At 68.6% G+C, this 14966-nt stretch carries 11 protein-coding genes; 4 read left to right on the forward strand and 7 right to left on the reverse strand.

Translation table 11 applies throughout. The features are described 5' to 3' along the window. Positions 1–64: 64 nt before the first annotated feature. The 4 genes from E1P53_RS11180 to E1P53_RS11195 are packed head-to-tail and all read right to left on the reverse strand — an operon-like array spanning position 65 to position 6934. Entirely contained in the window at positions 65–2365 is a 2301-nt protein-coding gene (locus E1P53_RS11180; RefSeq protein ID WP_045538155.1) for a hydantoinase B/oxoprolinase family protein, read from the reverse strand. Between the two features lie 35 nt (positions 2366–2400). Further along, on the reverse strand, positions 2401–4530 hold the full coding sequence (locus E1P53_RS11185) for a hydantoinase/oxoprolinase family protein (RefSeq protein ID WP_131734327.1): 2130 nt from the start codon (positions 4528–4530) through the stop codon (positions 2401–2403). A 22-nt stretch (positions 4531–4552) separates the two neighbouring features. After that, on the reverse strand, positions 4553–4981 hold the full coding sequence (locus tag E1P53_RS11190; RefSeq protein ID WP_006900985.1) for an acetone carboxylase subunit gamma: 429 nt from the start codon (positions 4979–4981) through the stop codon (positions 4553–4555). A 45-nt stretch (positions 4982–5026) separates the two neighbouring features. Further along, complete coding sequence (locus E1P53_RS11195) at positions 5027–6934, reverse strand: hydantoinase/oxoprolinase family protein (protein WP_131734328.1); 1908 nt, start codon at positions 6932–6934, stop codon at positions 5027–5029. Between the two features lie 211 nt (positions 6935–7145). Between E1P53_RS11195 and E1P53_RS11200 the strand changes: the two genes are divergently transcribed. The 4 genes from E1P53_RS11200 to E1P53_RS11215 all read left to right on the forward strand — a co-directional run bounded on the left by E1P53_RS11200 (position 7146) and on the right by E1P53_RS11215 (position 12909). After that, a complete protein-coding gene (locus E1P53_RS11200; RefSeq protein WP_131734329.1) occupies positions 7146–8999 on the forward strand; it encodes a sigma-54-dependent Fis family transcriptional regulator in 1854 nt (617 codons plus the stop codon). A 176-nt stretch (positions 9000–9175) separates the two neighbouring features. Next, positions 9176–10726, forward strand: coding sequence for a class I adenylate-forming enzyme family protein (locus E1P53_RS11205; RefSeq protein WP_131734330.1), 1551 nt, complete (start codon positions 9176–9178; stop codon positions 10724–10726). After that, the gene (locus tag E1P53_RS11210) at positions 10723–11889 is read left to right on the forward strand and encodes a thiolase domain-containing protein (RefSeq protein ID WP_131734331.1); all 1167 of its coding nucleotides are present in this window, start codon (positions 10723–10725) and stop codon (positions 11887–11889) included. Before E1P53_RS11205 ends, E1P53_RS11210 begins: the two co-directional genes overlap by 4 nt. A 54-nt stretch (positions 11890–11943) precedes the next feature. Then, positions 11944–12909, forward strand: coding sequence for an NAD(P)H-quinone oxidoreductase (locus E1P53_RS11215; protein ID WP_131734332.1), 966 nt, complete (start codon positions 11944–11946; stop codon positions 12907–12909). A 21-nt stretch (positions 12910–12930) separates the two neighbouring features. Here the strand turns inward: E1P53_RS11215 and E1P53_RS20455 are convergent, their stop codons facing one another. The 3 genes from E1P53_RS20455 to E1P53_RS11225 form a co-directional block, all read right to left on the reverse strand. Next, positions 12931–13089: a hypothetical protein gene (locus tag E1P53_RS20455; protein ID WP_006900979.1), complete on the reverse strand. Its 159-nt coding sequence runs from the start codon at positions 13087–13089 to the stop codon at positions 12931–12933. Positions 13090–13198: 109 nt separating this feature from the next. Further along, positions 13199–13681, reverse strand: coding sequence for a MarR family winged helix-turn-helix transcriptional regulator (locus E1P53_RS11220; protein ID WP_181954827.1), 483 nt, complete (start codon positions 13679–13681; stop codon positions 13199–13201). 73 nt (positions 13682–13754) lie between these two features. After that, the gene (locus E1P53_RS11225) at positions 13755–14951 is read right to left on the reverse strand and encodes a cysteine desulfurase-like protein (protein WP_131734333.1); all 1197 of its coding nucleotides are present in this window, start codon (positions 14949–14951) and stop codon (positions 13755–13757) included. Between the last annotated feature and the right edge of the window lie 15 nt (positions 14952–14966).

The raw sequence follows: 14966 nt of genomic DNA on the forward strand, positions 1-14966 counted from the left end.
ATCGGTGTCGACCGGAAGGCCGGGTGCACCCGCGCGGGGTCACGGGTGCACCCGGCCGACCGGATCAGGCCAGTCGTCGGACGTTCTCGCCGTACTTCGACTCGAGCTCGGCGATCCGGGCCTCCAACTGTCCGATCTTGACCTCACGGCGGTCCGGGATCATGATCGGCGGCAGCTCGGCCAGCGGGGCGACCACGCGCTCGGGGCCGTCGATGGTGAAGACCGTGGCGGTCAGCTCCTCGACGTCTCCCCACGAGCCGTAGTAGTGGACGTCGGCCGGCGGCTCGTCCTGGACGAACTCCTTGCAGAACTCGTCGAAGGGCTTGCCGCGCTCCAGGCGCGCCTTGCGGGCGGCATCGCGCTTGGCGTTCGTCGCCTCGACGTCCAGGCGGAAGTTCACCGGGTCGTAGACCACGCCGAAGATGTCCTCGGCCACCTTCTGGGTGATGCGGCCCAGTTCGGCGTCGTGGACCACCGATTCGGGCAGACGCTCCAGCGGATCGCCGTAGCCGCCGCCGGCGCCCTGGCTGATCATGTACAGCTCGCCGTCCTTGGCCAGGTCGAACTGCAGGCCCATGTGGTAGGTCGAGTAGCGACCGTCCTCGAAGGGCTGCTCGTTCATGACCTTCTCGATCGACAGGTCGAACTTCTTCGGGTCCTTGCGGATGTGCTCGTAGACGTTCGTGCCCTTGACCATGCACAGCGGGTATGTGCCGCAACCGTATCCGCCGTACATGCCGTAGATCGAGGAGAACTTGGCGCCGGAGGTGACCGTCATGAAGCCCCACTGCGGGGTGCCCTCGGCGGCGACGATCATCTCGTAGCCCATGCCGCCGGTGAACTTGCCGAAGCCCATGTTGTCACGCACCAGTCGCTTGGAGACCAGCTGCATGAACGGGACCTCTTCCTCCATGACCTCCTGCTCGGCGGTGTCGGCCATCGCGCAGAACAGTGGCGAGACCGCGTCCTCACCGTCGCGGAAAGGCTTTGCGCCACCGGGCATGCCGTTCAGGTCGGCACACAGGTTGCCCACCATGTCGCCGTGCTGGGTGATGCCGCCCCACAGGAAGGTGTTGATCTGGTTGAACCAGTTGGCCACCACGTTGGAGTACTTGTTCGGCGTCGAGAAGCTCATCCGGCTGTAGAGCGCCTGGAAGGCCGAGAACCCGCGGAACGACGCCTGCAGCGACTGGCCCATCGGGGCGTCGTACGACGCGTCGGCCCAGGTCCCCTCGTCGGAGATGATCTCGATGCAGCTCATCGCCGAGGTGCAGCGCGGCAGGTCCGGCCACCAGAACGCCAGGATCGCCTGCATGAACATCGATTTCACCGAACACAGCGGCGAGTTGATGGCCCGGTTGAGGATCTCCGGCCCGGTCCCGCGCAGGTCCACGATCATCTTGTCGCCCTTGATCGTGATCTTGCAGGCGAACTTGATGAGGATGTTCTCCTTCAGCGTCGAGTCCATGAACTGGTCGAAGCGGTAGGTGCCGTCGGGCAATTCGCTGATCCGCCGGCGCACCTCGGCGTCGACGTCCTCGACCGTGACGCGCAGGGCCGCGACGAAGGTGTCGACACCGACCTCGTCGATCACCTTGTCGATGCGCTCCATGATCTTGCGGACCGCGGTGATCTTGACCTTCAGATCGGCCAGCTGCAGCTTGGGGTCGCGCACCGAGTGCTGCAGGAAGGTCAGCAGGTCCCGGCGCAGCTCGCCGCGCTCGACGATCTTGAACGGGCTCATCCGCAGGCCGTCGTCGAACGGGGTCTCCGAACCGGACGGCATGCCGCCGGGCTCGCAGGCGCCGTTCTCACCCTCGTGGATGGTGGCGGCCACCCAGGCGATGATCTCGCCGTCGCGGATGATCGGCATGATCATCGACTGATCGGTGTTGTGCACGTTCCCGAAACGCGCGTCGTTGTGGATGAAGCCGTCACCCTCGTGGACGCCCACCGTGGGCTCGTCCTTCCAGTACTTCATGATGTACCGAATCGGGTGGTGCAGGATCGCGCTGAACGCGATCACGCCGTGGCACGACAGGTAGGAGACGTCGCCGCTCGCGGTGTAGATCGCGGTGGTGAGGTCGCCCCACTTCGCGCCGGGTGCGGCGCCCTGGGCCTCGCACATCTCGTAACCCTCGTCGAGGGCGCCGGCGATGCGCTTGCGGATGCGCTCGACCTCGAGGCGGTCGACGCCGACGGCGATGGCCACCTCTTCGTGGTCGGTGCGGGGCGCGATCGCATGGCTGCGCATGATCTCCGGGTCGGGCCCGAGGAACAGCGTGGTCTCGTCCATGAACTTGTCGACCCACTCCTGCTCCTGCGGGGTCAGGACGCGGCTGTCATGGTCGTGAACTGCGGTCATGATGAACTCTTCTCTCGCTTGGAATGGTTTGTGGCTCAGTCCTGCAGGAACCAGACGGCACCCTGGCGGGTGGGCTCGAGGCGCCACTCCGGTTCGACGAGGAACGTGGTGTTCTCGGTGGTGACGATCGCCGGGCCGTGGATGACGTGCTCGTGGGTGAGTGCGCCCTGGTCGTAGACCGGGGTGTCGAGCGCCTTGTCGTGTCCGATGAAGTGGACGTTGCGCCGGGCCACCGGGGTCGGCTCAGTGCGGTCGCCGCCGGCGTCGAGGGAGTCGAAGTTGACCACGTCGCCGTCGACGTAGGACGCCACCCGGATGGTGTTGCACCGGATTCCGGCCTCCGGCGCCGCCGAGGACGCGCCGAAGCGGTGGCTGTAGACGTCGCCGAAGGTCTTGATGATCTCCAGCACGTCACCGACGCCGTTGATGCGGCTGATGCCGTCGAGCGCCACCGCCTGGGTGAGCAGCTGATTGCCGTAACGCATGTCCACCTCGAGGCGGTACCTCACCTCATCGCCGTCGAATCCCTGGCGCACCAGGTCTTCTCGGCCGCGGGCCTCCAGCTCCTCGACCACGGCGTTGAACTCGTCGTACTTGTCGTACAGCGTGCGGGTGGTGGCGTTGTAGAAGGTGACGTGGACGCCACGCTCGTGGAAGTGCAGCTGCTTCATGTTGCCGGCGCCGCAGGCGGAGAACACCGACGAGAAGGGCGGGGCCAGAACCCGGCGGATGCCGGCGTGGCGGGCGATGCCGCAGGCGTGCAGCGGGCCGTTGCCGCCGTAGGCGAGCATGGTGAAGTCCTCGGGGAGGTAGCCGCGCACGCGCAGCTCCTTCCCGATCCCGATCGCCATCTGCTCGTCGACGCTGTCCTTGATCACCCGGGCGATGTCGATGACGTCCATGTCCAGCGGATCGCACAGGGTGTCCTCGATCGCCTGGACCGAGCGCTTGGGGTTGAGCTTGATGTACCCGTTGGCGTAGTTCTCGGGGTCGAGGTAGCCGAGCAGCAGATCGGCGTCGGTGACGGTCGGCCGCAGGCCGCCCCGGTCGTAGCACGCCGGCCCCGGGTTCGAGCCCGCCGACTCCGGCCCGATCCTGATCGAGTTGTGGATGCGGTCGTAGCTGGCGATCGACCCGCCGCCGGCACCGAGGGTGTCGAGGTGGACCATCGGCACGCTGACCAGCCACCGATCGATGGTCGGCAGGAAGTCGTAGTGCTTGACGCCGCCCTCCGGCACCAGGCCGATGTCGAAGGAGGTGCCGCCCATGTCGGTGGAGATGACGTGGCCGAGCCCGGTCTCGGCGGAAAGGTGCTCGGCCGCACCGACACCCGCGATCGGACCGGAGTGGATGGTCTGCAGCGCGTCGGTGGAGTTCATCTGCGCCATGCCGCCCGAGTTGTGGATGACCAGCATCGGCTTGTCGTACCCGGAGTCGCGCAGGTTGTTCGACAGCTGCGACAGCGCGTGGAACATGATCTCGTGCAGGAAGCCGTCGATGATGGTCGACGTGGACCGCACGTACTCGCCCTTGCGGCCGGACACCTGATGGCCCAGCAGAACCGGGATGGCGCCGAGCTCGTGGGGCGGGAACTCGTCGAGGATGATCTCCTGGATCGCCAACTCGTGCACGGGATTCTCGGTGGCGTTGACCAGCGAGACGACGATGGCCTCGGCACCCTCGTTGACCAGCTCGCGCACCGTCTTGCGCACGTCCTCCGGGTCGAGCGGCGCGACGATCTTGCCGGCGGAGTTGATGCGCTCCTTGACCGAGCGGATCAGCTGACGGGGCACGATCGGGTCGGGACGCTCGGCGGCCGGCAGGTTCTGCTGCATGGTGTAGTCGAGGCCCTCGCCGTAGCCGCGGCCTCGAGACAGCGGGATGGTGTCCTCGAAGCCGTGGGTGACGATGGCCGCCACCTTCGGTCCCTTGCGCTCGATCAGTGCGTTGGTTCCGAGAGTCGTTGCGTAGCGGACGGAGTCGACCTCGCTGAGCACGGTGTCGCGGTCGAGGCCGGCCCGCTTGCAGGCCAGGTCGAGGGCCTCGTTGAAGCCGAGTGCCAGGTTGTGGTGGGTCGTCAGGGCCTTGGCGTCGACGTAGATGTCGTCCCAGACGAAGAAACAATCGGTGAAGGTACCGCCAATGTCGACGGATATGCGCTTCATGGTGCAGCTCCTATGTGGTGGGTCAGCGGATGTGGCCGATGGCCTTCAGTGCGGCGGTGTACTTCTGGGCGTCCTCGCCGGGTCCGTAGTTGAAGACCTCTTCGGGATCGACGCCGCGTTCCTCCCACTGCTTGCGCAGCGCGGCGACGTCGATGACCATGTCGACGGTCGGCGGATGACCCGGCGGCAGGTACTCGACCTCGATCTGGGTGCCGCATCCGGGGCAGTAGTACTCCAGGATCCGGCAGTAGGTGGGGTCGGGGCTGAAGGTGTACTCGTAGCGCTCCGGGTCGATGATCGGCTGATGGATCTCACGCGGATCGCGGTCGTACACAAGCGTTCCCGGCTTGTAGTTGTCGTGGGCGGAGCCCATATCGTGTTCACAGACCCGGCACACCCAGCGTTCGGTGTCCAGATCGATCACGAGGTACTCGGTCATGGGGACTCGCATCTCGAGTCCTCCTCTCAGATATCGGTGTCTTTCAGGGCGGGGATGTCAGAGGGTGTCGGTGAGCAGCAGGTCGCCGGCGGAGGTGACGCGGAACTGCCAGCCGGGCAGCACGCGGGCGGTGAAGAACGGGCCCTCGACGATGGCCGGCCCCTCGCCGGAGTTGCCGGGCGAGAGTTCGTCGAGCACGTGCACCGGCACCTCGTCGACCTGGTCGGCGCCGCTGCGCACCCGGCGGGTCCCGATGCTCGGCGCCGGGGTCGGGGTGACCTCGGTGTCGGCGGTCAGTTCCGGCTGGGACAGTTCGGCGGTGACGGTGAACCGCAGGGTCGCGAGCTGCTCGGGGTAGTCGACCGCGTCGCCGGGGATGTAGGGCCGCCGCTCGGCGATGTTGCCGTCGATCCCCTCGATGATCAGTTCGCTGGAGACCGTGCAGTCGGCGAGGGCGTACCCCTCCTGGAACATGTCGCGCTCGGCTCGCTCGACCAGCTCGGCGTGGGTGGCCGCAGCTGCCTCGGTGGTGGCGACGGGGACCGTGACCTCGTAGGTCTTGCCCACGTTCGAGAACGAGATGCCCAGTGCGGAGAACACCGCGGCGGTGCGCGGGATCAGCACCCGCTTGACGCCCGCGACGCGCGCCGCGCCCGCGGCGCTCATCGGGCCGGCCCCGCCGAAGGCGGCGAGGGTGGTGTCGGCGTCGACCAGGTGGGAGAAGGAACCGGCGACGGCTTCGAAGTACGCCTGCTCCATCCGGACGAGGGCTTCTTCGAGGCCCACCCCGAGCGGCTCGGCGATGGTCTCGGTGATGACCGCCTTGGAACGCTCGGCGTCGAGCTTGAAGGTGCCGTCCAGGTAGGTGTCCGCGTCGAGCACGCCCAGCAGGAGGTTGACGTCGGTGATGGTCGCCTGCTTGCCGCCGAAACCGAAACAGGCGGGACCGGGTGCCGCGCCGACCGACTGCGGGCCGACCTGGATCTCGCCGTCGACCACCTGGATCACCGACGAGCCGCCGACGCCCTTGGAGTGGACCTCGCTCATCGGGTAGGAGATCGGCACGCCCTTGATCGAGCCGCGCTCGCGGGTGGCGACCTGCTCGCCCTCGACCACGCCGACGTCGGTCGTGGTGCCGCCGATGTCCATCATCACGACGCGGTTGAGTCCGTAGACCCGGGCCAGGGCAGCGGTGCCCTCGAGGCCGCCGCGCGGACCGGACGAGTAGGTCTTGAGTGCCACGGACTTGGCGACGCGGGAGGAGGCGCCGTCGTTGCGGTAGACCAGCAGCGGGTTGGCGACCTTGAAGTCCTTGAGCCGGCGTTCGGCGCCGTAGAGGAATCGCTCCATGGTCGGGTGCAGGAACGAGTTGATGACGCACGACCAGGTGCGGCGGGCGTCGTCGCGGTCGCCGGCGAGGTCCCAGCTGTAGATCACCGGGATCGAACCCAACAGCTGGCGGGGGAACTTGCGGAGCAGGACGTTGCGCAGGCGGCGCTCGTCCTCGGGGTTGGCCGCGGTGACGACGACGCGCGCCGCGCCCAGCGTGGTGAGCCGGTTGACCGACTGGACCAGATCGAATTCGAGGTTCTCGTCCTCGACGTCGACGGTCAGGTAGCGGTCGGCGATCAGGCCGTCCCACAGGTCGTTCTCGGCGTCGGACTTGCGCATCACCGTGTCGAGGTTCGACAGCGTGGTCAGGATGCCGATCATCGGTCCGCGGCGTTCGACGAGGGCGTTGGTGCCCTGGGTCGTCGAGTACCGGATGTGGTCGGTGGCGTGCAGGATCTTCTCGAGGTCGGCCTGCCCGTAGAGGGACTCCGACACCTTCTCGATGCCGCTGAACAGGCACTCGGACAGGTCGTGTGGCGTGGTCAGGGTCTTGGTGAAGGTGAAGCCCTGGCCGTCCCAGACACAGATGTCGGTCAGGGTTCCCCCGTTGTCGATGTTGATGAGTGTGGTCACTGGGGCGCACTCCTTGGTCCGGGAGTTCTCGATGGAACTCGGTTGGTGTGGACCCGGCGTCGTCGTCGGGTTCGGGAAGTGACGCAGACCACTGTGACGCGTGTCTCACACCCTCGATCTGTCCCAAGTTCGGACACTTTCGAGGGTTGGTTGTGTCCCGCGTCACAGGGATGATGGTTCAGTCATCTTCCGAGGAAGTGAGGAGACGAGCGTGCCCAACGCCACGAATCGAATGCTGCGAACCGCCGCGGCCAGGGCGGATTTCCTCGAATCGGGCAGATCAGGCGCAGCGGGCGTACCCGACATCGTGGCCGCCTCGTGGGAGCGCAGCCAGGCTGCCGGCGTCGACCACTCCCAGCCGTGCACCGACTTCAGCGACGAGATCGACACCGGCTCCCTGCTGATGCGCTGCGCCCGCCCGGTCCTGCGCCAGCTGGGCACCGATGTCGGCGACACCCCGATGGTGATCGCGCTGACCGACAGCCGCGCCCGCGTGATCCAGCGGATCGACACCTCGGGCGCGGTCGGACGCCTCCTGGACCGGGTGAACTTCGCCCCCGGCTTCCGCTACTCGGAGGACTCGATGGGCACCAACGGGGTCGGCACCGTCTTCGAGGCGGGCCAGCCCATCAGCGTCGTCGGACCCGAACACTTCGCCGAGAACCTGCAGACCTTCGCCTGCACCGGCGCCCCGATCATCGACCCGGTGACCCGCCGCATCGAGGGCGTCCTGGACATCTCCACGCTGAGCACGGGCTGGAGCCCGCTGATGCACACCCTGGTCAAGGCGGCCGCCAAGGACATCGCGCGCAACCTGCTCCTGGACCGCAGCCAGTCCCAACAGGCGATCTTCGACACCTACATCCAGATCGACGCCAAGGCCGGACGCCAGGCGGTGCTCGCCTTCGGAGACTCGGTGTTCATGGCCAACGCCGCAGCTCAGGCACTGTTCTCCAGTGCCGAGCAGCAACTGTTGCGCGACCACGCGATCTTCATGATGGGCCGGCGGGACAAGGCCAGCGACACCATCGCCCTGCCCGACGACCGGCTGGTGACCCTGCGGGGAACCCGCATCCTGGTGGGCTCGGAAGTGGCCGGACTGGTGGTGATCGCCGAGATCGCCTCGGCCCCGCGCTTCGGCCTCCCCGGCGACTTCGACGAGCACGTGCTGCCGCAGATCGCCATCGCAGGACATTCGTCGTCGCGCGTGGTCGGGGACCTGACGCGTCAGCAGCACCAGAGCGTCGCGGTGGGCTCGACCCCGGCCTGGGTCAGAGCCTGCGAACAGGTGCGTCAGGTGCTGACCGAGAACCAACCCGCCGTGGTCATCGGCGAGAGCGGCTCGGGCAAGTTCACCCTGGTCGCCGAGATCTTCCACGACGCCTTCCCCGACGCCCGCAGCGTCAGCATCGACGCCTGCCAGATCGTCGACGAGGGTGACACCGACGTGGATCTGGACACCATGCTCGCCGGCCAGGCCGGGCCGACCCTGTTCATCATCCGCAACATCGACCAGGCGAGTACCGAAGGCGCCGAACAGATCTCGAACATCCTCAGGGCGCTGGCCGAGCACGAGGAGCCGACGTGGTGCGTGGCGACGCTGTCGGACTCGTCGCTCGACTCGGACCTGCCGTTCCAGATGCTGCTGTCGCACTTCGAGGTCGCGATCACCGTCCCACCCCTGCGGTTGCGCACCGACGACCTGCCCCAGATCGTGGCCTCGGTCCTCCGGCAGATCGCCCCCGAGCGTCGTGTTCGCCTGAGCCCGGCGGCGATGCGTGTAGTGTCGCGATACTCGTGGCCGCGCAACGTCACCCAGCTGACCGAGGCCCTGCAGCATGCACTGCGCCAGCGCCCGGTGGGCGAGATCCAGGAGCAGGACCTCCCCGGGTACTGCCAGACCACGGTCTCGCACAACCTGACCCCGCTCGAGCAGGCCGAACGCGACGCGATCGTGGCCGCCCTGCGCGAGTTCGACGGCAACCGGGTGGCGGCGGCGGCCCACCTCGGGATGGCCCGTTCCAGCCTCTACCGCAAGCTCCGCACGTACGGGATCACCGCCTGACCCTCCTCCCCTCTGCAACGCGCCAAACAGCCACGTCATCCCGAAATACCCTGGGCGACGGCCCTTCCGGGACCCGTCGTCCAGGCGTCTCGGGAGTGGTCCGCGCTGTCCACGGCCCGAGGCTGTCCCAACTTGGGACACGGCGACCCCCGGGACAGGTGACTACCGTCACAGCCATGGCCGAGACCTTTGCTGCCCTGTGGAACCGAGCGGTCCGCGACCACGGTGCGCGCGAGTTCCTGGTGTTCCGGGATCTCGACGGCACCGTCTCCTCCTGGACCTACGACCGCTTCGACGACGTCGTGGGCCGGGTCGCGGCCACCCTGGCCGAGCGTGGCGTCGATGCCGACGCTCCCGTCCACGTGATGCTGCGCAACTGTCCGGCGTTCATCGCGATCTGGCTGGCCGCCGCTCGGCTCGGCGCCTGGTTCGTCCCGGTCGATCCCGGTTCGACCCCGCGCGACGTCGCCCGTCAGCTGCGCCGCATCCGTCCCGCGGTGACGATCTGCGCCGAGGAGTTCGAGGAGACGGTCGCCGCCGGCGGCGCCGAGCAGGCGATCGCCCTCGCCGAGACCGCCGCCGACCTCCGGGACGGTTCGCCGCTGGTCGGTTCCGACCTGTGGCAGGAACCTGCGAGCGCGGCACCGGACGACCGGCTCGCGGTCATGTTCACCTCCGGCACCACCTCCGAGCCCAAGGGCGTGGTGCTCACCCAGGCGAACTACGCCCACGTCGGACGGACCATGGCCGACCTGGCACAACTCCGCCCGCATCATCGCTGGTACGTGTGCCTGCCGCTGTTCCACGCCAACGCGCAGTACTACTGCTTCGCCTCGGCGATCGCGACCGGCGCGTCGGTGGCCCTCACCGCACGGTTCACCGCGAGTCGCTGGCCGCACGAGGTCGACGAACTGCAGGCCACCCATGCCAGCCTGTTCGCCGCGCCGATCAGGATGATCCTCGCCCGACGCCGCGACGACGCGCCACGGCTGAGCCTGCACCATCTCTGGTTCGCCCAGAACCTGGCCCTGGGCCACTGGTCGGAGATGGCGAGGCTGTGCGGTGCCGCCCCGCGGCAGATCTACGGCATGACCGAGACCGTCGCCGTGGTCACCGCCAACGACCCCGATCGTCCCACCCATGACCGGATAGGACCGGAGATCGACGGTCGCGCAATCACTCTGATCGATCCGAACACCGGCCGACCGGCCGCCGACGGGGAGCCCGGCATCCTCACCGTGGCCGGGGTGCGGGGTCGCGACCTGTTCGCCGGTTACCTCGACAATCCCGCCGCCGACGCCCGCGCCTTCGTCGACCTCGACGTGCCGACGCCCGACGCCGACCATGTGTGGTTCAGCACGGGTGACCTCGTACGGCGTTGCGACGACGGCCAATTGACGTTCGTCGGACGCGTCGACGACGTGGTCAAGGTGTCTGGCGAGAACGTCTCGCTGACCGAGATCGAGGCCGCACTCGCCGAGGCGCCCGGCGTCCTCGAGGCCGCGGTCCTCGCGATCGACGACCCGATCCGGGACCACGTTCCCGCCGCCTGGATCGTGCCGGCCGACAAGGACGTGCCGCCGTCGCCGGAACAGTTGCGGCAGTGGGCCGAACAGAACCTGCAACCCGCGGCGCGGCCGCGCCGGTGGACCGTCATCGACGAGTTGCCGCGCACCTCGGTGGGCAAGATCCGCCGTTTCCAACTCGCAGCACAGGAGAGAGCATGACCAGCACACGCATCGGCATCACCGGGGTGGGCCACACCCGCTTCGGCAGACTCGTCGACGACGACCTGTCCTCACTGGTGTCCGCGGTCACCACCGAGGCCCTGTCCGACGCTCAGGCCGACGCCCGCGAGGTCGACGAGGTCTTCGTCGCCCAGTTCAACAGCGGCCTCACCGATTTCGCCTTCCCGTCCTCCTTGCCGATGCGAGCCGCACCCGGCCTCTGGGGCAAGCCCATGACCCGGGTCGAGAACGCCTGCGCCTCGGGCACGGCCGCCGTCCACCAGGGCGTCAAGGCCATCCTGTCCGGGACGGCCGACACCGTGCTCGTGGTCGGCGTGGAGAAGATGACGCACGTCGACAACGCCACCGTCGGGCGTGCACTGCTCGGCGCCGACCCGCAGCGCGCCGGGACCGATTTCCCCGGCGGCTTCGTGGGCGTCTTCGCCGAGGTGGCAGATCAGTACGCGCGACGCCATGAGATCGACGACCTCGGCGACGTGCTCGGCCGGATCGCGGCGAAGAATCATGCGAACGGGTGCGCCAACCCCTGGGCACAGGTCCGCAAGGATCTCGGCGTCGAGTTCTGTTCGACCGTCTCCGAGCGCAATCCGGTGGTGGCCGGGCAGCTGCGCCGCACCGACTGCTCGCTCGTCAGCGACGGCGCCGCCGCGCTCGTCCTGCAACGGAACCCGTCGTCGGCACTGGCCTGGGTCGAGGGGTTCGCCCACGCCAACGACCACCTCGACCCCGACCGCCGCGACATCACCGACTTCGTCGCCGGCCGGCTGGCCACCCAGCGCGCCCTGGAGATGGCGAAGCTGTCCCTCGCCGACATGTCCCTCGCCGAGGTGCACGACTGTTTCACCATCGCCGAGCTCATCGTCTACGAGATGCTCGGCCTGACCGAACCGGGTCAGGGACGCCGCGCGATCGAGGAGGGGTGGACCGCCCGCGACGGCCGGTTGCCGGTCAACGTCTCCGGCGGACTCAAGGCGAAGGGACATCCGGTCGGCGCCACCGGCGTGTCCCAGCACGTGATCGGCGCACTCCAGCTGGCCGGTCGCGCCGGGGACATGCAGCTGCCCGACGCGCACCACGCGCTGGTCCACAACATGGGCGGCCTGGCCGTCGCCAACCACGTCACCGTGCTGGCCGGTTCCTGACCGGGAGGATCGAAGGCCCTCGGGCCCACACGCCGCTGTGGAACCATCGACACCGTGAAAGCCATCGTCGTCGAAGCCGAGAATCTGTCCCTGCAGGATGTCCCCGACCCGTCGCCGGCCGCCGGCGAAGTGGTCATCGACGTGGTCGCGGCGGGAGTGAATCGCGCCGACCTCCTCCAGCGCGCGGGCAACTATCCGCCACCGCCCGGGGCGTCGGAGATCATGGGCCTCGAGGTGTCCGGCAGGATCTCGGCGGTCGGGGAAGGGGTCTCGGGCTGGCAGGTGGGCGACGAGGTGTGCGCCCTCCTCGCCGGCGGCGGATATGCGGAGAAGGTCGCGGTGCCGGCCGAGCAGGTGATGCAGGTGCCGCGCGGGGTCGACCTCGTCTCGGCCGCCGCGCTCCCCGAGGTCGCCTGCACGGTGTCGTCCAACGTCTTCGACACCGCGGGCCTGTCCACCGGGGAGCTGCTGCTGATCCACGGGGGTTCGAGCGGCATCGGCACCCACGCGACGCAGGTCGCGCACGCGATGGGTGCGCGGGTGGCGGTCACGGCCCGCAACCGCGAGAAGCTCGAGCGGTGCCGAGAGTTCGGCGCGGAGATCCTCATCGAGTACACGAGCGAGGACTTCGCCGCGGTCATGAAGGAGCACGGCGGCGCCGACGTCATCCTCGACATCATCGGCGCGAAGTACCTGGCCTCGAACATCAAGGCGCTGGCCACCGGAGGCCGGCTGGTGATCATCGGCATGCAGGGCGGCACCAAGGCCGAACTGCCCATCGGGCTGCTGCTCGCCAAGCGGCTCTCGGTGATGGGGACGACCCTGCGGGCGCGGCCGGTCCACGGGCCGGGAGGGAAGGCCGAGATCGTCGCCGCCACGGTCGGCCGGACGTGGCCGCTGATCGAGTCCGGAAAGGTGCAGCCGGTCGTCGACCGAACCTTCCCGCTCGCCGAGGCCGCCGCAGCCCATGCCCACCTCGACAGCGGCGACGCCGTCGGAAAGGTGTTGCTGACGGGCTGAGAGGGCCGGGCGCCCTCTCGCTCAGTCGCCTTCCTCGCGCTCGAGTTCGCGTCGGCGTTGCGCCGCTTCGATCACCTCGGGTGGAACGGGCTTCTTCAGCCAGTCCCGCATCCGCACCAGTCCGCCGACGACCAGTGCGACGGCGACCACTGCGATGACGATCCAGACCACTGTGGGCATGAGGCCATTGTCCGCCCCTCGGAGCCGAAAGGGAGCCGATCGCGCCGACCCGACGGGCGGCGAGGTCGCCTGGCCGGCGGTGCCGACCGTCGGACACCGGGCCCGCGGGCTACTCCCCGGCGTCCGCCGCGGCCAGGGCCGCACGGATCTTGCCGAACGCGGACCCGAGGGCGGCGAACTCGTCGGCGGTCATCGCGTCGACCACGTACCGCCGGATGACGCGGTCGCGAAGCAGGACGTGGGTCTCCAGCGTGGCCTGCCCCTGATCGGTCAGCCGCACGAGGCGATACCGGCCGTCGGCCTTGGACTCCAGCCGCTCGACGTCGCCGACGTCGCAGAGCCGCCCGATCATCCGGGACACGGTGCTCACCCGCATGTGGACCGCGTCGGCGACCTCGCTCACCAGTTGCCGCGGCGACTGGCCGATCACCTCCAGGATGCGCAGGTCAGAGAGCGAGAGCCCGCGCCGGACGAACTCGTCGTTGATGCGCTCGAAGAGCGCCCACCCGCCGTCGACCAGTTCGAGCCAGCTCTGCGCCTCGTCGGATGTCAACGCGCGCCGAACGGCCGTGGTGTGGTTCTTTCCCGACACAACGGGCCAACATACATTGTTGCAATTTTGTGCACGAGATAGTGAGTTTCTGTGACCCGGGTGCACCCTGCGCTCAGGCGAGCGACCCGAGAGTGCGCACCAGGTGGTCCACCTCGTAGGGGGTCGAGTACGGCGCCAGCCCGACCGTCACCGCGCCGCCGAAGTCGGGCGCGCCCATCCGCACCAGCGCCCGGTTCGGGACGTCGGCGAGGGCGCACACCCCGTTGTCGGCGAGACGCCGGACGACATCTTTCGCGCCGACCGAGTCCACCGTGAAACTCACCAACGGCACCCGGTTCTCCTCCGCGCCCACCACGTTCACATGGTTGAGCTGCGACAGCGTCGACATGAGGTAGTAGCCGAGCCGCTGCAGGTACTCGTAGACGCCGTCCATGGAGGCGACCAGGCGGCGACGGCGCTTGCCGATGACGTCCTCGTCCAGCCCGGCGAGATGCTCCACCGAGGCCACCAGCCCCGCCAGCAGCGACGGCTGCAGCGGCTCCGGCTCCAACCGCGCCGGGCCGGTCGCGGTCGGGTCCATCGACATCATCTTCAGCCGGTCGATCACGCGCGGTTCGCGGAACACCATCGCCGACACGCGCGGACCGCCCCATCGCTCGGCCGAGACGACCAGCACGTCGGCGCCGAGCTCGTCGATGTCGAGGGTCAGGTACGGCGCGGCGCTGGTGGCGTCGACGACGAGCAGCGCCCCCGCCTGCCGGGCGAGTGGGGCGATCTCGCCGATGTCGGTGATGGCGCCGATCGTCGACGACGCCAGCGTGACCGCGACGATCTCGGTGTCAGGGGTGATCAGCTCGCCGAACTGCCATGTCGGCAGGGCGCCGGTCTCCACGTCGACCTCGGCCCAGCGGATACGACCGGCGTAGCGCTCGGCGGCTCGGAGCCAGGGCACGATGTTGGGCTCGTCGTCCTGCCGGGTCACCACGACGTCGCCGCGGACGAAGGCGTGCGGCGCGAGCGCCTCGGCGAGGACGGAGAGCAACGCGTACCGCGACGCGCCGAGCACGACACCGGCGGCGTCGCCCCCGACCAGGTCGGCGATCGCGCGACGCGCGCTGTCGGTCACCTCGGCCGCGGCCCGCGCCGACGGGTACACCCCGCCCGGCGCGGTCGCGAGGTGCCGGAAGCTGGTGGTCACCGCGGTGGCGACGGAGTCGGGAACCTGCATCCCCGCCTGCGGATCGAGGTGAATCCAGCCGTCGCCCAGCGATGGAATCAATCCACGCACATAGGCGACGTCGAAAGCCATGGCACGAGGATAGAC

It is taken from the genome of Gordonia paraffinivorans (assembly GCF_900683595.1).
In the GTDB taxonomy this organism is placed as follows: Bacteria; Actinomycetota; Actinomycetes; order Mycobacteriales; family Mycobacteriaceae; genus Gordonia; species Gordonia paraffinivorans.